15 protein-coding genes are annotated in these 17,757 nt (G+C 50.2%); 2 read left to right on the top strand and 13 right to left on the bottom strand.

Features of this window, described 5'->3' with window-relative positions; all coding sequences use genetic code 11:
• Nucleotides 1–19: 19 nt before the first annotated feature.
• The 4 genes from ACTHTS_RS00930 to ACTHTS_RS00915 all read right to left on the bottom strand — a co-directional run bounded on the left by ACTHTS_RS00930 (nucleotide 20) and on the right by ACTHTS_RS00915 (nucleotide 2,943).
• Entirely contained in the window at nucleotides 20–682 is a 663-nt protein-coding gene (locus tag ACTHTS_RS00930; RefSeq protein ID WP_440368942.1) for an NAD(P)H-dependent oxidoreductase, read from the bottom strand.
• Nucleotides 683–918: 236 nt separating this feature from the next.
• Entirely contained in the window at nucleotides 919–2,316 is a 1,398-nt protein-coding gene (gene aspA, locus ACTHTS_RS00925) for an aspartate ammonia-lyase (protein ID WP_003746294.1), read from the bottom strand.
• Nucleotides 2,317–2,405: 89 nt separating this feature from the next.
• Nucleotides 2,406–2,606: a hypothetical protein gene (locus tag ACTHTS_RS00920; protein WP_003746297.1), complete on the bottom strand. Its 201-nt coding sequence runs from the start codon at nucleotides 2,604–2,606 to the stop codon at nucleotides 2,406–2,408.
• Nucleotides 2,607–2,796: 190 nt separating this feature from the next.
• Nucleotides 2,797–2,943: a hypothetical protein gene (locus ACTHTS_RS00915; RefSeq protein ID WP_164836719.1), complete on the bottom strand. Its 147-nt coding sequence runs from the start codon at nucleotides 2,941–2,943 to the stop codon at nucleotides 2,797–2,799.
• Nucleotides 2,944–3,241: 298 nt separating this feature from the next.
• Between ACTHTS_RS00915 and ACTHTS_RS00910 the strand changes: the two genes are divergently transcribed.
• Entirely contained in the window at nucleotides 3,242–3,934 is a 693-nt protein-coding gene (locus ACTHTS_RS00910; protein WP_004519991.1) for a VIT1/CCC1 transporter family protein, read from the top strand.
• Nucleotides 3,935–4,064: 130 nt separating this feature from the next.
• Nucleotides 4,065–7,469 carry a transcription-repair coupling factor gene (mfd, locus tag ACTHTS_RS00905; protein ID WP_440368939.1) on the top strand — a complete coding sequence of 1,135 codons (3,405 nt, stop codon included), beginning with the start codon at nucleotides 4,065–4,067 and terminating at the stop codon, nucleotides 7,467–7,469.
• A 92-nt stretch (nucleotides 7,470–7,561) separates the two neighbouring features.
• Here mfd and ACTHTS_RS00900 read toward each other — a convergent pair whose 3' ends face one another.
• The 9 genes from ACTHTS_RS00900 to ACTHTS_RS00860 all read right to left on the bottom strand — a co-directional run bounded on the left by ACTHTS_RS00900 (nucleotide 7,562) and on the right by ACTHTS_RS00860 (nucleotide 17,692).
• Nucleotides 7,562–7,864 (bottom strand): ArsR/SmtB family transcription factor, encoded by a 303-nt coding sequence (locus tag ACTHTS_RS00900; RefSeq protein ID WP_128582522.1) that lies wholly within the window; start codon nucleotides 7,862–7,864, stop codon nucleotides 7,562–7,564.
• A 79-nt stretch (nucleotides 7,865–7,943) separates the two neighbouring features.
• On the bottom strand, nucleotides 7,944–8,465 hold the full coding sequence (locus ACTHTS_RS00895; RefSeq protein ID WP_440368936.1) for a rhodanese-like domain-containing protein: 522 nt from the start codon (nucleotides 8,463–8,465) through the stop codon (nucleotides 7,944–7,946).
• 12 nt (nucleotides 8,466–8,477) lie between these two features.
• Nucleotides 8,478–8,672, bottom strand: coding sequence for a YgaP family membrane protein (locus ACTHTS_RS00890; protein ID WP_003746314.1), 195 nt, complete (start codon nucleotides 8,670–8,672; stop codon nucleotides 8,478–8,480).
• Between the two features lie 454 nt (nucleotides 8,673–9,126).
• On the bottom strand, nucleotides 9,127–11,223 hold the full coding sequence (locus tag ACTHTS_RS00885) for a TonB-dependent receptor plug domain-containing protein (RefSeq protein ID WP_440368934.1): 2,097 nt from the start codon (nucleotides 11,221–11,223) through the stop codon (nucleotides 9,127–9,129).
• 317 nt (nucleotides 11,224–11,540) lie between these two features.
• Nucleotides 11,541–13,034, bottom strand: coding sequence for a cardiolipin synthase (gene cls / locus ACTHTS_RS00880; protein WP_440368931.1), 1,494 nt, complete (start codon nucleotides 13,032–13,034; stop codon nucleotides 11,541–11,543).
• A 155-nt stretch (nucleotides 13,035–13,189) separates the two neighbouring features.
• The gene (locus ACTHTS_RS00875; protein WP_440368929.1) at nucleotides 13,190–13,780 is read right to left on the bottom strand and encodes a phosphatase PAP2 family protein; all 591 of its coding nucleotides are present in this window, start codon (nucleotides 13,778–13,780) and stop codon (nucleotides 13,190–13,192) included.
• Nucleotides 13,781–13,997: 217 nt separating this feature from the next.
• Nucleotides 13,998–15,059, bottom strand: coding sequence for a uroporphyrinogen decarboxylase (gene hemE / locus ACTHTS_RS00870; protein ID WP_440368927.1), 1,062 nt, complete (start codon nucleotides 15,057–15,059; stop codon nucleotides 13,998–14,000).
• 135 nt (nucleotides 15,060–15,194) lie between these two features.
• The gene (locus ACTHTS_RS00865; protein WP_440368925.1) at nucleotides 15,195–16,418 is read right to left on the bottom strand and encodes a heme biosynthesis protein HemY; all 1,224 of its coding nucleotides are present in this window, start codon (nucleotides 16,416–16,418) and stop codon (nucleotides 15,195–15,197) included.
• Nucleotides 16,415–17,692: a uroporphyrinogen-III C-methyltransferase gene (locus ACTHTS_RS00860; RefSeq protein WP_440369177.1), complete on the bottom strand. Its 1,278-nt coding sequence runs from the start codon at nucleotides 17,690–17,692 to the stop codon at nucleotides 16,415–16,417. The genes ACTHTS_RS00865 and ACTHTS_RS00860 overlap by 4 nt, the downstream gene beginning before the upstream one ends.
• Nucleotides 17,693–17,757 lie beyond the last annotated feature (65 nt).

Genomic DNA, 17,757 nt, shown 5'->3' with positions numbered 1-17,757 from the left:
CCCTGAGAATACACACTGCTTATTCGACCCAAGTCACCATTTCATCAATCGGTTTGCGTGATTTTTTAGTGATTTCTTTGGCGCGATAGCCGAATGTTGCCGCTACGGATACGCCCCATTCGTTGGCATCAAACAGGCCTTCTGCTGCCAATACTTCGTTCATTTTGTCGTAGTTGAAGCCTTCGATTGGGCAGGAATCAATGCCGATGGCCGCTGCGCCTGTGAGCATATTCGCTAAAGCAATATAGGTCTGCTTGCCGCTCCAGTCGAAGAGTGCGCGTTGGTCGTCGGCAATTTTAATGTCGGTTTCTTGGAAGCTTTTGTATCTTGCCAACGCTTTTTCCAGCTGCTCTTCTTGCAGGCCCCTGCGTTCGGCAACGCTGCGGAAGAACGGGGTATCGTAACGGGCATTTTTCTTGGCAAGGATAATCACCAGATGGCTGCAGTCGTCCAGTTGCGATTGCATACCCCAGCTGAAAGGTTTGAGCTTTTCTCTCAAGGCTTTGTTTTGGATAACCAAAAATTTCCATGGCTCGGAGCCGACAGAGCTGGGCGAGAGGCGGGCAAATTCTAAAATCGCTGCAAAATCTTCTTGGCTGATTTTTTTGTCGGGATCGTAATAACGGGTGGAGCAGCGATTTTCGAATACTTGCAGCATTTGTTCGCGTGTAATTTTACTCATTGGTTTTTCCTAATAAATGAAGATGTTATTTTGACCGTTTTGTCAATATCCGGTTTGCGTGAATTGGAGAAGGAAACAGGATAGGGCAGCACCATGTTAAATCAAACCCTGCGGCTAGGCTATCTTTTAATTTTGAATTTCGCAGAAAAAATCGATTAAGCATCAATATGAATATGAAAAGGCCGTCTGAAATTTTAAAAGTAAAGTTTCAGACGGCCTTTGATTTCAAACCCTGATTACAGATGAGGATTCATCAGGTTTTCAGGAGAGAGGATGCGGTTGAGCTCTTCTTCGCTCAACAGGCCTCGCTCCAGTACGACTTCGCGCACGCCTTTGCCGGTTTGGGCGCAGATTTTGCCGACCAAGTCGCCGTTGTGGTGGCCGATGTATGGGTTCAGATAAGTGACCAAACCGATGGAGTTGAAAACGTAGCGTTCGCAGATTTCGCGGTTGACCGTAATGCCTTTGACGCATTTTTCGGACAGGTTGACCGCGGCATTGCCCAAGAGGGAAATGGTTTCAAACATACATTGGGCGATTACCGGCTCCATAACGTTCAGCTGCAACTGACCTGCTTCGGCTGCAAAAGTGATGGTGGTGTCGTTGCCGATGACTTTGAAGCAGACTTGGTTGACGACTTCGGGAATCACGGGATTGACTTTGGCAGGCATAATGGAAGAACCGGCCTGCAATTCAGGCAGGTTGATTTCTTTCAAACCGGCGCGCGGACCGGAAGAGAGCAGGCGCAAGTCGTTACAGATTTTGGACAGTTTGACGGCTGTACGTTTCAATGCGCCGTGTACCATCACATATGCGCCGCAGTCGGAGGTCGCTTCGATCAGGTTTTCAGTCAGTTTGCAAGGCAGGCCGCTGACTTCGGAGAGTTTCTCAACAACCAAAGCCGCATAGCCTTTAGGCGTATTTACGCCTGTGCCGATGGCGGTGGCGCCGAGGTTGACTTCAAGCAGCAGGGAGCGGGTGCGGTCGAGGTTGAGGATTTCTTCTTCCAACAACACTTGGAAAGATTGAAACTCTTGTCCGGCCGTCATCGGTACGGCGTCTTGAAGCTGGGTGCGGCCCATTTTCAAAACGTCTTTAAACTCTTCGGCTTTGGCGGCAAAGGCGTTTTTCAGGATGGCCAGTTTTTCGAGCAATTCGCCGATGCTGTAATACACGGCAAGGCGGAAGCCGGTAGGATAGGCGTCGTTGGTGGATTGGCTGGCATTGACATGGTCCATCGGATTGACGATGTCGTAGCGGCCTTTTTCGTATCCCAACACTTCCAGCGCAAGGTTGGCAATGACTTCGTTGGTGTTCATGTTGACCGAAGTACCGGCGCCGCCTTGATAAACGTCGGACGGGAATTGGTCGAGGCAGCGGCCTTTGACCAATACTTCGTCGCAGGCTTTTTCAATGGCGGCCGCGATTTCCGGCTTGATGGCACCCAATGCGCCGTTGGCTTGCGCGGTGGCTTTTTTAACCATCACCATGCTGCGGACAAATTGCGGTACGTCGGAAATTTTTTGCGTGGAAATTTTAAAGTTTTCAATGGCGCGCAAAGTATGGATGCCCCAATATACTTCAGCAGGGATCTCGCGGTCGCCCAATAAATCGTGTTCGATTCGTACAGTCATTTCTCTTACCTTCTCGTATAGTTGTGTTGGTGTGCGTTATGCGTTTGGAACATTAGCCCAGTTCGGCAAGATTGTCCAGTCGGTAAGGCTTAATCGTCAGGGTGAAAACGTGCCGCTTCGCGCTCTTTTGCGGCTGTCTCTTTATCTTTCAATTTCGCACCTAATCCTAACATTTTTTCATATTCGGATTGCGGCGTGCCATCCTCTTCCATGCCGAATGCGCTGGCATTGACCCAAAGGGAAAGCAGGGAAACGATGAAGGCGAAAAAACCAACGATATACCAAAACATTTTTTTCTTCCTTGTGTGTCTGCGTGTGCAGATTGTTGTGGTTTGTAAAGATGTGAATGTAGCACAAACGCGGTTGGGTTTAAATTCTTCTCCCGCATCCTTTCATTGATTTACCTGTAATTGTTTAGAAAGGAAAAGGCCGTCTGAAAAGTAAGACTTTTCAGACGGCCTCGGAGGCTTTGTCGGAAGATTAGCCGCCGCATGCGCCGCAGCAACCGCCTTCGCCATGACCGCCGCGTTTTTCTTCGTTGTTGATAACGGGCAGCTCGGTTTCTTCGGTTTGCTCTTTTTTATCTTCAGGTAAATCGTTTACTTTGATTTTGTTTTCTTCGGACATGATACATCCTTTCAATGGATTGAGGAGTGGAAAGATTTATAAAGATAGCATCTTTAAGCCGATAAACCAAGCAGCACAAAACTGCCTTGTGATAATGCCATGACTTGGAACAATAAATTTGCTTATAAAAGCGTTCAGGCCGTCTGAAAAAATCCAAAGAGGAGTGTTGGTTTTTATAGGTTGAAATGGCAGTAGAAAGATTTAAGAATGCTTGATTTGAAGGGATAAACTGACATTGATTTCAAAAAACAATACAATGTTATCATCATCTGGAAACAGCCAATTTATCGGAGCATATATGTATTCACACCACAGCGAACGCCATTTCAGCGACCGCAACAACTGGCTTCGGGCAAGCGTATTGGGCGCCAATGACGGCCTGATTTCCACTGCCTCGCTGTTGACGGGCGTAGCCGCTGCCGCGCCAGATTTCCAAACCCTGCTGTTGACGGGCGTTTCGGCGCTTATCGGGGGCGCGGTGTCAATGGCGGCAGGGGAGTATGTTTCCGTGTCCAGCCAATCGGATACGGAAAAAGCCGATTTACACAAAGAGCGTTTTGAGTTGGCAAATAATCCTGATGCGGAGTTGGAAGAGCTGACGGAAATTTACCGCCTCCGCGGTTTGTCCGATGCGCTTGCCGCAGAGGTGGCCAAAGCCTTGATGGAACACGATGCGCTCGCCGCCCACGCGCGTGACGAAATCGGCATTACCGAAGCTTCTTCCGCCCGTCCCATGCAGGCTGCGCTGGCTTCTGCCGCTTCATTTTGTGCCGGCGCAATTTTGCCTTTACTGGTTGCATTGACAGCTTCTAGTGCCATTGTTCCGGCCTTGGCAGTTTCCACTTTGTGCGGACTGGCCGGACTAGGCTATGTCTCCGCCAAACTCGGTGGCGCGCCTGTTGTTCCCGCCGTTTTGCGCGTGTGCCTATGGGGCGTTGCGGCATTGGTGATAACCGGATTTATTGGAAAACTGGCAGGCGTGGCCGTCTGATTGTAAGGCCTTATATTCTTTTAAACCCGTATCCAGTAAAATTGAAAATTGATTTGATCGCTAAAGGCCGTCTGAAAAATTTTCAGACGGCCTATGGTGCTTGTATTTACTTATTACAAACTGTTTTGTCATGACTTATCCGATTCCCAAACCCCGTGAAAAATCCCGTTGGCTCAATCTGTCTCAAGGCTCGCTGCCCTTGGCTTTGGCGCGTTATCTGCCGCATAAGCAGCTCAAGGTTGTCTTGACCCAAGATGCGGAACAGGCGTTGCGCCTTCAGACGGCATGGCGGTTTTTCCGTCCGCACGATACGGCGGTGTTCCTGCCGGACTGGGAAACGCTGCCTTACGAGCGTTTTTCGCCGCATCAGGATTTGGTGTCGGAGCGCTTGTCGGCGTTGTGGCAGATTAAAAGCGGCGCGGCGGATGTGTTGTTCGTACCGGTTGCCACGGCGATGCAGAAGCTGCCGCCTGTGCCGTTTCTGGCAGGCCGCACGTTTTGGCTGAAAACAGGGCAGACTTTGGATATAGGCCGTCTGAAAAGCGATTTGGTGGATGCAGGTTATAACCATGTTTCCCACGTTGTTGCGGCAGGTGAGTTTGCCGTGCGCGGCGGTATAGTCGATTTGTTCCCGATGGGCAGCGAAATGCCGTACCGCATCGATTTGTTTGACGATGAAATCGACAGCATTAAAACCTTTGACACCGAAACGCAACGCACCATTTCCCCCGTTTCCGAAATCCGCCTGCTGCCGGCACACGAGTTCCCCACCGACAGCGAGGCGCAAAAGATTTTCCGCAGCCGCTTCCGCGAAGAAGTCGATGGCAATCCGAACGATGTGGCTGTGTACAAAGCCGTCAGCAACGGCCATTTCGGCGCGGGCGTGGAATATTATCTGCCGCTGTTTTTTGAAAACGAGCTGGAAACGCTGTTTGACTATATCGGCGAAGATGCGTTGTTTGTCTCTTTGGGCGACGTTCATGCCGAGGCAAACCGTTTTTGGAGCGACGTCAAATCGCGTTACGCCATGGCGCAGGGAGACGAAACCTATCCGCCTTTGCTTCCACAGCATTTGTATCTCTCTGCCGATGTTTTTGCAGGCCGTCTGAAAAATTATGGTCAGGTATTGCCGGATATTTTTAGTGATGAACATACGTTGCCAAACGTGGCCGTCAACCGCCAAGCAGATGAACCGTTGCAGGCATTGAAGGATTTTCAGACGGCCTTTAACGGACGAATTTTGCTGTGCGCCGAAAGTTTGGGACGGCGCGAAACCATGCTCGGTTTCTTGCAGCAAAACGGCTTAAAAGCCAAAAGCGTGTCCGACTGGCAGGGCTTTTTGTCGGCGCATGAGCCGCTGATGATTACAGTGGCGCCGTTGGCATACGGGTTTAAATTAGAAGATCAAAACATCGCGGTCATTACCGAATCCGATCTTTATCAATATGTTGCCCGCTCACGCAAACATCATCGTAAGAAACACGCCGCCGTTTCAGACGGCCTGTTGCGCGACCTTGCCGAAATCAATGTCGGCGATCCTGTTGTACACGAAGAACACGGCATCGGCCGATATATGGGCTTGGTCACAATGGACTTGGGTGACGAAACCAACGAAATGATGTTGCTCGAATATGCGGGCGAAGCGCAGCTTTATGTGCCTGTTTCGCAGCTGCATTTAATCAGCCGCTACTCCGGTCAGGCGCATGAAAACGTTACTTTGCACAAGCTCGGCAGTGGCGCGTGGAACAAGGCGAAACGTAAAGCCGCCGAAAAAGCGCGCGATACCGCTGCGGAATTGCTCAACCTCTACGCCCAACGTGCCGCCCAATCGGGACACAAGTTTGAAATCAACGAGATGGACTATCAGGCGTTTGCCGACGGCTTCGGCTATGAAGAAACCGAAGACCAGGCAGCCGCCATCGCCGCCGTGATTAAAGATTTGACACAGGCGAAGCCGATGGACCGCCTTGTGTGCGGCGATGTCGGCTTCGGCAAAACCGAAGTTGCCCTGCGCGCCGCGTTTGTAGCGGTGATGGGCGGCAAACAGGTCGCCGTACTCGCCCCGACCACGCTTCTGGTCGAGCAGCACGCGCAAAACTTTGCCGACCGTTTCGCCGATTTCCCTGTGAAAGTCGCCAGCCTTTCGCGTTTCAACAACAGCAAAGCCACCAAAGCCGCGCTGGAAGGCATGGCGGACGGCACGGTCGATATTGTTATTGGTACGCACAAATTAGTGCAGGACGACATTAAATTCAAAAATTTAGGACTGGTCATCATCGATGAAGAACACCGCTTCGGCGTGCGCCAAAAAGAGCAACTCAAACGCCTGCGCGCCAATGTCGACATCCTCACCATGACCGCCACGCCGATTCCGCGTACCCTCAGCATGGCGCTCGAAGGCCTGCGCGACTTCTCACTGATTACCACAGCCCCCAGCCGCCGCCTCGCCGTCAAAACCTTTGTCAAACCCTTCAGCGAAGGCAGCGTGCGCGAAGCCGTGTTGCGCGAACTCAAACGCGGCGGACAAGTGTTTTTCCTGCACAATGAAGTGGATACGATTGAGAATATGCGTGAGCGGTTGGAAACCCTGCTGCCCGAAGCCCGCATCGGTGTGGCGCACGGACAACTGCGCGAGCGCGAGCTGGAACAAGTCATGCGCGACTTTTTGCAGCAAAGATTTAACGTGTTGCTCTGTTCCACCATCATCGAAACCGGCATCGACATTCCCAACGCCAACACCATCATCATCAACCGCGCCGACAAATTCGGACTGGCTCAACTGCACCAGCTTCGCGGGCGCGTCGGCCGCAGCCACCACCAAGCCTACGCCTACCTGCTCACACCCGAATACATCACCAAAGACGCAGAAAAACGCCTTGACGCCATCGCGGCGGCAGACGAACTCGGCGCAGGTTTCACCCTCGCCATGCAGGATTTAGAAATCCGCGGCGCTGGCGAAATCCTTGGCGAAGGACAATCCGGCGAAATGATACAGGTCGGCTTCACGCTCTACACCGAAATGCTCAAACAAGCCGTGCGCGACCTCAAAAAAGGCCGCCAGCCCGACCTTGACGCGCCATTGGGCATTACCACAGAAATCAAACTGCATAGCCCAGCTCTGTTGCCTGAAGATTACTGCCCCGATATTCACGAGCGCCTCGTTCTCTACAAACGCCTCGCCGTCTGCGAAACCGTGCAGCAAATTAACGCCATACACGAAGAACTCGTCGACCGCTTCGGCCTGCCAGAACAACCTGTCAAAACCCTCATCGAAAGCCACCACTTACGGCTTGCGGCAAAAGAATTGGGCATCGATGCCATTGATGCGACCAGCGAAGCGGTAACGATAACCTTTGGCAAAAACAACAATGTCGATCCAACCGAAATCATCCTATTGATTCAGAACGACAAAAAATACCGCCTTGCCGGAGCCGATAAGCTGCGATTTACCGCAGAGATGGAAAATATTGAAGTGCGGATTAATACAGTGAAGAACGTATTGAAGACTTTGAAAGAAAGGGTGATGGTTAAGTAGAGAGGGTAAGAAAAGGCCGTCTGAAAAAGATTCAGACAACCTTTAAAATTATAAATAGATAGATTTTTTGACTATCTTATTTCGGCAACATTTCAAGATTTTTCTGCGCAGAAAAAGGAATACAGCAACTGTATCATCTCGGTTACCCTCGGGTCGGCAATGTAATATTGCCGTTCCCGATGGTTCACTTCAAACGATACCAAACCGGCTTCACGTAATAGGGCTAATTGGCTGGACATTGCCGCTTGCGGCAGTCCGGATGATTCAGCCAACTCAGTTACATTGTGCGGCTTTTCATGTAGTTTGCACAATACGGCGAGACGGTTGGGATTGGCCAGAAGTTTGAGAAAAGCGGTAGCTTCTTCGTAGGGTGGTTGATTGTCGGCAATGGTCATTTTTCACGCTTTTTGGCAAATGAGGAGGTCGAATTATCAGTCATAATGGCCTCAGCAGCAACTTTCAGACGGCCTTTACTTAATGGTTCCATGGCATTTTGGCTAGTAGGCGTGCCATGCCGCAGAACCTGGTTAGTCCGGCCGTTAACAGGCCTGCGCCGACCATTACGTCTATCAGATAAAACCAAGGCGATACCAGCCAACCTGCCAGCACGCCCAACAGAATCAAACTGCCCGCTATGGTTTGCACCTGCCGCATAATATCCGGTGCGGCACGGTCGGCAACAATAGGAAGCCCTGTAGCCTTCCATGCCTGTAAACCGCCTTCTAGAATATAGCATTCTCGACCTTGGCCAAGCGCTGACAATATAGTTTCTGCCTGAGTTGTACGTTTGCCGCTCAGACAATAAAAAATCAGGCATGGGGCTGTATCATCGGGCAGTTTGTCTCGCTGCTGTTCAGGCGGAAGAGATAATGCGCCGCCAATATGCCCACCCCGATATTCGGCTTGGCTTCGGATATCTACTGCCAACGCGCCCTCACGGATTTTTGCTATTGCTTCGGAAGGCGTAATTCGCGGGAGTTGTCCGACCGTACTCATGTTTTGCCTTCTTTATTTTTTGTTGATGCGGCAGGTGTTGATGCCCAATAAGCTGTACAGCGCGCAGTTGCCAATCAGTGCTGTACCCAGAGGGACGATGCCCAGCCAACCCCACCAGCCAATTTGTCCGGTAGCGGCTGCAGCGATTAGTGCTACACCGATAACAATACGGATTACGCGATCCAAAGTACCCAAGTTTCGTTTCATTTTATTGCTCCTTATTTAAGAATAAATTATCTATCAATAAATATATATAACAAAAATCATATATGAGAAATATTATATTCCTAAAAATGACTTTGTCAAATGGTTTACAGCAAAAGTGTAATTAATATTTGCATTGTATTTTTTAAACACACAAATGGAATCAATCTCCAACAGCATGGTTAAATGTAAAAATACAGCCTTTATTTTTTCAGACGGCACTGGAGATGATCTTATTTATATTGGAAGAATGAGTAGTCAGTTTTCAGAAGGAATCAAATCATGACCGATTCGGAAAAGAAGCCCAATGGAGAAGATTTGAAGACTGGACAATCCGTTGTGTAACTAGCAAGGGGGAGGAAATACTTTTAAATCAAATTGTCTACGAATTATAAAAGGCCGTCTGAAAATTGAATTTCAGACGGCCTTTAATTTCTTTATAAGGTCGTTCGTATCATCAGAAACGATAGTTCACGCCCAAGGCAAACTCGCGGCCGCGCTCGTAGAAGGGGACGCGTCCGTTGCCGTCGGGGAAGCGTTGGCTGTGCGAACGGTATTGCTTGTTGCCGATGTTGTTGACGGCGAAGTTGACGTTCAGGTTGTCTTTTTTCAGCGGCTGCCAGTTGGCGTAGATGTCGTGTACGCCGTAACCGGCTTTCTTGCCGTGTATCGTGCCTTGTCCGCGGGCGACGTCGGTGTATTTCACGCTTTGGGCGTAGCGGCCGCGCCAGCCGATTTCGAGTTTGGGGTTTTCAAACTGGTAGGACAGGCCGGTCAACCATTGGCGGCCGGTGTTCCAGAAGGTGAACGAGCTTTCGTGGTCTTCGGCTTGAATCGGGCTTTCGCCGTAGTACATGTCGCCGTTCAGACGAGGTTTGACGTAGGACACGCCGGCGCGCGCGGTCAGACCGCCCCAGCGGTAGGACGCGTCAAGCTCGTAGCCGTAGGTTTTGAGCGTGCCGCCGTTGTAAATCTTGCCGCGTTCGGTGATGGAGGCGGTGTTGTTGTTGATTTTTGCCCAACGATAGACGATGAGGTCTTTGATGCGTTGGTGGAACACGCTGCCGCTGACGTTGAAGTTGTCGTTGCGCCATTTAAAGCCGAGTTCGGCACGGCGGGCGGTTTCGGCTTTGAGGTTGCTGTCCAAATCGGCGGCGGCTCCTGCGCGTTCGTTAGCCAACAGGGCTTCGTTCAGGCGTGGCGCACGGCTTGCCTGATTGAGGTTTGCCAAGAGGGAGAAGTTGTCGTTGATGTCCCAAATCGCGCCGATGCTGGGGTTGAGCTGTCCGTGCGACGAGCTTTGTTTGCTGGCGGCGTTGTATTTGAAGTGGTCGTAACGCAGTCCGGTGGTCAGGGTAACGGGGTTCAGGTTCCAAATGCCTTCTGCGTAAACGCCGTATTCAGCCTTTTTCTCTTTGTCGCGGTCATACAGTCCGAGAATCTTCAGCCATGCGCCTTTGTCGGACGGCTCGGAGGTTTCGTGGCGGTAGTTGACGCCGTATTTCACCATGTGCCCGTCGCCGAAGGAGCTGGCGAGGTTCAGATTTGCGCCGGTTGCTTTGATTTTGCTTAGCTCAAGCTGACCGATGGGAACGCCGCCTTGCGCCGTGCCGGAAGCTTGGGCTTTTGGAGAAGGAGCGCCTTTAGGCGGTTTGGTGTCATCGGTGTTGATTTGGAAGACATTGGCGTCGATTTTGTCGATAAAGCCGACGTTGCGACCACGGTATTCCAGATTGTAGGTCTGCTCTTTTTGATAAGTGCCGTCCACGCCGATGTAGCTGTCAACGTTTTGGAACTCGGCTTTGTCGGTGCGGTTGCCTTTTTGGTATTCCTGACGGTAGGTCAGGCGGATGCCGTGGTCGTCGTTGAAATCGTAGCCGAGTTTGGCGAGGTAGCTGTGCTGTTTCAGACGACTGCCGAGGTTGATATTGCCGTTACCGTCTTTGTAGTCGCGGTTATTGAGGAAGTTGCCTGCAAACAGGGCATCGAAGCCGTTTTGATAGCCGTAAACCGCCGCGTTGCCGGTTGAGCCTTTATTGCTGCTCAAGCCCGCGCCGAGTTTGAAACCGAAAGGTTTGCCGTCCGTTAGCAGGTCTTTCGCGTCAACCGTCGTTACGCGGATGGTACCGCCGACCGCGCCCAAGCCCGCGCTCGCCGCGCCCGTGCCTTTTTCGACGTTGATGCTTTTCACCAAAGCGGGGTCAAGCTGGAAGCGGCTTTGGTGGTGGAAAATTTTGGTGGATTGGCTGGTGCCGTCCACTTCCAAATTAATCTTGTCTTCGCCGACGCCGCGGATGCTGTAAAACTGTGCCACGCCGTTGCCGCCGCCGACGTCCATACCGATTTGGTCTTTCATGACTTGTTTCAAATCGGTCGAAGTTTCGCGGTCGAGCTGGTTGCGGGTTACACGAGTCGGTACGGCAGTACCGGTGACCTTAATTTCATTCAGCTCGGCAGTTTCTGCGGGTTGCAAATTTTCGGCATGAGCGAAGCTTGTTGATAATGCGAGTGTAATGATACTAAGGCGGAATACAGGAGAGGAGACCTTATTCATGATTTTTCCTAAGTAAAAAATTGACTGCTTATTCTAATTGTTATAATAATGATTATCAAATTCTTAATGGATATTAATAAATATATTCTGTTTTATTCCAGTCTCAAATTAATAGGATTTTTATAAAAATCAATTAGTTTATATTTTGGTTAAATTTGGTAAAGATTCTTTGGTTGGGAAATGGGTTGAGTCTTACTTTTTCCGAGAGGGAGAGAAGGGATAGCTTGAATATCTGTCAATAAAGAATTTTGTCTATCAGTGTTTTATTTAAAAGGCCGTCTGAAAAATATTTTTCAGACGGCCTAAATATTTATGTTTTACAGTAAAGGGCTCATCAGGCGGACGGCATTTTCCACGAGGCCGCGGAGTTTAGAGCGTTGTTGCCATGATTTGATGGCAATGTAGCTGCTGTTTTTAAGGTAGCTACGTTGTAGATGGCAGATTTGTTTGGTGGTATCGCGATCGTAGATGGCGAGGCTGATTTCTAGGTTGAGGAAGAAGCTGCGCATGTCCATGTTGACCGTACCGAAGAGGGAGTAGTCTTCGTCAATGGTCATGGTTTTGGCATGTAAGAGCCCACCTTCAAACATTGCGATTTTGACGCCGGCTTCCAGCAACATAGGGTAGTAGGCGCGTGAGGCGTAGCGCACCATCAGTGAATCGACTTTGGCAGGCAGTATCAGGGTTACTTTGACACCGCGTTTGGCGGCAACGGTTAATGCCATGAGAAGCGGCTCGTCGGGGACAAAGTAGGGAGTAGTAATCGTGATTTGTTTGGTGGCGGCATAGATGGCGCTGATGATGGTTTCGTAGATAACGAAGCTGCCTTGCTCGGGAGCGGATGGAATGATTTGGGCAACAATATCGCCTTGCTGCATTTTTTCAGGAAGGATTTTAGGTAGCAGGCTTTGGGCTTGATTGAGGTATGTTTGTACGTTTTGGAGGTTTTCATCGGTTTCGACGGCAAGGTCTGCGAAGAAGACGGCAGACAGTTCCAAAACCATAGGCCCTGTACAGCGCATCATGACATCGACCCATTCTCCGACGCCGGAGTTTTGTTTGAAATAGCGCGGGTCGACAAGGTTGAAGCTGCCGGTGTAACCGATTTTGCTGTCGATAACGAGGATTTTGCGGTGGTTGCGCAGGTCGGTACGCGTGAATAATGTACGCCAGATGCCGACAGGCAATGAGGTATGTACTTCAACGCCTGCTTGGCGCAGTATCTCTACCCAATCGCTTTCAAAAAAACTCCTGCTGCCGACGGCATCGGCCAGAATGGCGCAGTCAACGCCTCGATCTGCAGCGGCAAGAATTTCATTTAAAATTTCTTCGATGCGGCCTTTGGGCTCGATAATGTAAAAAGCCAGCAGGCAGGAATGGGTTGCGGCACGTATGTCTGCAAGCATGCTGTCGATGATGACATCGGTGGTCGAGAGTAGGCTCATGGCGTTGCCTTTGGTTGCGCCCAGCCCCGTTCCTTTTTCGGCAACTTTACTGATGCCGTGGTAACGTGATTTGACTTGGTCGGCAATGTCGAGATAGATATCGGCAAGATGGGTGGCGGCAAAGTTGCGGTAGAAGCGGTTCATTTCGCCGGTACGTTTGGCGCGGGCCGTACCGAGACGCGGCTCGCCGATGAGGATGTAGGCTATGGTTCCGAATACGGGGAAAAGGAAGAGGATAATCAGCCAGGCAAAGGTTGAACCGATGTTTTTTTGTTTGTACAACACGCGCAGCATGCAGGCGAGTGCGGCGCAGGTGTGGGCGAAGATAAAAATCTCGGTCCAGGTGATGTCTTTTAAGAAATTCATATTCGGTAGTGGGAGTGGATGTGTTTTTAAGTTTGAAGGTGTCAGCTGATAAGCTTCAAATATTAAGTATATAGAAAAACCGTCTGAAAACAAATTTACACGATAATTGTGTTTTTGTTTTCAGACGGCCTTTTTAATTAGATAGTCTTTTTACGTTAAACCACTAAAAGATAGAGCCAATAGGCAAATCCACCCAGTGCCGCACCGGCAGGCAAGTCAATCAGGTAATGCTGTTTGGTAAACACGCAGGATAGTGCGATAAGGATAGGGAAAAGGAATGCGGCAATGCCCAAAGATGGCAACGCGTGCAATGCAGTCAGCGTGGCAACGGAAACATGCATGCTGGGGAAGCAGTTGCTGGCTTGGTCAAACTTTTGCACAAATTTTAAAAACCATTCGGATGGTGTTTTACCGGTATTGATGCTGCGCCAATGTGGTGGGGTAGAAACAGGGAATAGCCAGAAGAACAACATTTGCATAAACAGCAACATCAGAAAGCTGAACGCCATCATGTTGAAATGGCGGTGGTTGGTGGCGATAAGGTTGAGATAGAGGATAGCGGGGTAGTAAAGAAAACTATATACCCACGACCAACGTGGGCAGAATGGGATTTTTTCGTCTATTGGAGAATTCCAAACAATCTCTTTGCGTAAAGGATGGCGTTGGGTATAAAAGTAAAACTGATAAGCGCCGATAATCATCACGCCGCTTAATATCAGATTGACCAAATAGTCTTGGAAGGTCATGGTGTATGTTCCTAAAAATAGATTTTATTTGAAATGAATGTATGAATTTAAAAGAACGACATCATACCCATCTTTTGAAATATGTAAAATAATTTTCTCGATTTCTAAAAAATATAGGGTCAATTAAAGAAGATTAGTTGTTTTGCGGTTAATTCTGGCTAAAAGGCCGTCTGAAACCTGTTTTGGGAATTTTCAGACGGCCTTTGAGCTGCTTTAATTAACGGTGATACTGACGGGACAATTCATGTACGGTATCGACCAAAATTTTGGCGTGTTCCGGATCGGCGTGTTGGTTGATGCCGTGGCCGAGGTTGAATACGTGGCCGCTGCCGTTGCCGTAGTTGGCAAGGATGCGCGCGACTTCGGTGCGGATAGACTCCGGTGTGCCGAAGAGGGCAAACGGGTCGAAATTGCCTTGCAGGGCAACTTGTTCACCAACGCGACGGCGGGCTTCGCCGATGTTGCACGTCCAGTCCAAGCCTAATGCATCTGCGCCGATTTCTGCCATGCTTTCCAGCCATAAGCCGCCGCCTTTCGCAAATACGATAACAGGCACGCGGCGGCCTTCATTTTCGCGTTTGAGTCCGGCAACGATTTGTCGGATGTACTTCAGGCTGAACTCTTTAAACGCTGCATCGCTCAATACGCCGCCCCAAGTGTCGAAAATTTGTACGGCTTGTGCGCCGGCATCGATTTGGGCGTTAAGGTAGGCGGTAACGGCTTGAGCATTGGTGTCGAGGATTTTATGCAGCAAATCAGGGCGCGAATACATCATGGTTTTGATGGTGCGGAATTCTTTGCTGCTGCCGCCTTCAACCATGTAGCAGGCGAGTGTGAACGGGCTGCCTGAGAAGCCGATCAGCGGAACTCGGCCATCCAGTGCTTTACGGATGGAAGTCACTGCATCAAAGACGTATTGCAGTTTTTCCATGTCGGGAACTTGCAGTTTTGCAATGTCCGCTTCATGTTGCAAAGCGCGTTCAAATTTCGGGCCTTCACCTTCGGCAAAATACAGGCCCAAACCCATGGCATCGGGAACGGTCAGGATATCGGAAAACAGAATTGCCGCGTCCAGATCAAAACGTTCTAAAGGCTGGATAGTGACTTCGGTTGCCAGCTCGGTATTTTTACACAAATCGAGAAAGCTGCCTGCGCGCGCGCGCGTGGCTTTGTATTCAGGCAGATAGCGTCCGGCTTGGCGCATCATCCAGATGGGGGTGTATTCGACAGGCTGTTTGAGCAGGGCGCGGAGGAAAGAGTCGTTTTTCAGAGCAGTCATGGTAGAGAGGCTTTCTGATTTGGTGTGTTGGACAAAGTTCAGACGGCCTTAGATATGTATTGAGGCCGTCTGAAATGATTAAATGGTTGGTTCTGTTGTAGATTTCATATTGTCGCTTAATGCGAAATCAGTACATCAATTTGGCTGAGGAAGGGCTGCCGGATGTTCTTCTTCGGCCACGCTTTCCAAAACCAGATTGCGTTGTTCTTGCGCTTTTTGCGGTTGGTCGGTTTCATCAAACACGCGCGCCAAGACCAAATGTGCGGATACGCTGGGTTGCAGGGCGATGCTGGCTTCGAGGTAGCCTTGGGCTTTACCCCAAAGTTTGCGGCCGTAAGCCAGTTGGCCAAGATACATCAACAGCGGTGCATTGTCGGGTTGTTCCTGCAGCCAAGAGTCTGCCAAGTCGATGGCTTTTTGTTGCTCTCGTTCGCTCAAGAAACGCACGGATTCGACAAATGCTTCCAAAAGCTCAGGCTGGCGGGTTTGCGGATAATGGGCTTTAACCCATTTGACCGCCTCGGCATACAAGCCCAAACGTTCGTATTTTTCGGCAATCGCGACACACAATTCGCCTGATTTCATGCTTTCAGGAATGTGTTTCAAACAAGCTTTTAGACTGCCTGCATCGGTTACTTCGCTCAAGAGGCGGCGATATGCCCAATTTTGATACTGTTCGGCTTCGTAATCGTTGATGGCGCCGGCTTTGACCAGTTTTTCCGCTTTTGCCAAGACATCTGCAGCATCGCCGTGATCAAAGGCATAACGTAATTGCAGGCGGACCAGACGGCTTAAGTTGCTATTGATTTTTGCTGCGGCTTCAAGGTTTTGTGCGGCAGTCGGATAATCGCGGCGGCTCAGTGCAGATTCGGCCAGCAAAAGATGACGGGAAAGCTGTTGTTTTTGTGGCAGGTGTTCGATTTCGTGCAGGTAGCGGTCGCGCAATTCGAAGTTTTCCATTTGGTCGGCCGCGTGCGCGCCCAACATCAAAGCCAGGGTGCGGTTGTCGCCTGCTTCTTTGTTTTGCAAGACTTTGGCGGCTTCTTGTTCGGCTTTTTCAAAGCGGCCTTCAAAATATGCCAGACCTGCGCTGTTCAAAGAGGCAGAAGCCTGACGGCCTTTGCGGGCAATGCCGAAGCGTTGCATACGCGCCGGAATGTTCAAGAGGCCGAACACGAATTTAATCAGGAAATACAAGACGAATACGCTCAACAGCAGGCCTAAAACAAAGGCATGCAGATTGATACGCAGCATGGTTTGCTCAACCACAACGTACACGTTACCGGTATAAATGCCGGAAGCCAACGCTAAACCGACGGCGGCGGCAAACAGAATGACAATCCAAACGACGGTTTTCATGCTTGCTCTCCTTTAATTTTGGCAGCAGGCTTGGTTTGGTTTTGTGGTTTGGCAGCTTCGGCGGCCGGTTCTTTTTTGTTTTCAGACGGCAATGCAGGTGCTTCCAAAGACTGAGGAGCGGAAGCGGCAGCCGGTGCGGAAGTTGTGGCTTGTTCGGTAGCTGCAGCCGGAGCGGAAGCGGAAGCGGTTTTCTCGGTAGCTTGGGTTTGTGCAGCTTCTTCGGTCGTCATTTGTGTACGAGAACCTTCTTGATAAGCGCGAACGGCGCTCAAGCTGGCTTTCAGGCTGTCGTCTGAAATCATGCGGACATCAAGGGCTTTGAGTTCGGCCAACTCTTTCAGCCATGACTGGGTAGCAGGGGATTTGCTGTCGAAGTATTGCTTCACGGTTGCTTCAACGTTGTTCAAATCGCTTTGATACACTTCGCCGTTGTGTTGCAACAGGGCAATGCGCGCATCCAAAAGGCGCAGGCGCAGGTTTTCACGGATGAAGTAGGTTTGTTCGGGCGAAATCAACATGGCATCGTTGCTGTCCAGATGACGGACTTCAACCAAGCCTTTGAGGGCATTGAGGGATTTTTCCCATGTGGTTTCCCACCAAGTTCCTGAATTAGTGGCTTCGACAGGCGCGGCACCTGGTTTCAATACGCCGTCCAAGACCAAAGGCAGACCTGAAATACCTGTTTCCAAACGGTCGATACGCAAGGCAGTAGCGGAAATATCGACATAAGGACGGTTTTTCAGTGCGGCCAAATCATTGCTGATGGCTTGTTTGACGGGGATAAGCTCAGGCTGTTCAAAACGGCTTAAACGGCTGTCGATGTGTTCCAATACGCTGACCGCGCCTTGAAGGTTGCCTGACAGCATTAATTGTTGTGAAGCCGTGTTCAACATGGATTCGGCTTCGTCAACCAGCCAGTTGATACGGCCTTTGAGCAGCTCTTGATAAGCTTTCTGCGTTTGCAGGATTTGATCGCTATTGTTTTTTTGACCGTTGTTCAGGCGGTCTAACTCGGCTTGAATAGCGGTTTGGCGGTTGAGGTTGTCTTTTAGAAGGCTGGCGTTTTCAGACTCGCCCAATGCAGCTTTGTCGATTTTTTGGTTGAATTCGAGCTCTTGGTTCTTTAAAACATTTTGACCCTGTACAAACAGGAATCCGCTCGTGCCCAAGCTAAGCAGTGCCAAGACGGTTGCACCTGCGGCCAAGGCTTTGCCGCCAGATTGTTTGATGATAACAGGGGCGTTGTTTTGTGGGAGATTGTTGGACTCGGGCATGCTCGTCTCCACTTGCTGAGGTTGGGTAGGTTTGATTTGTTCAGACGGCCTGGTGTTTTCAGAAC

The sequence above is a fragment of the Neisseria sp. P0019.S003 genome (assembly GCF_051957115.1).
Taxonomy (GTDB): Bacteria; Pseudomonadota; Gammaproteobacteria; order Burkholderiales; family Neisseriaceae; genus Neisseria; species Neisseria flavescens_D.
This window is presented reverse-complemented; position numbering and strand designations above follow the sequence as displayed.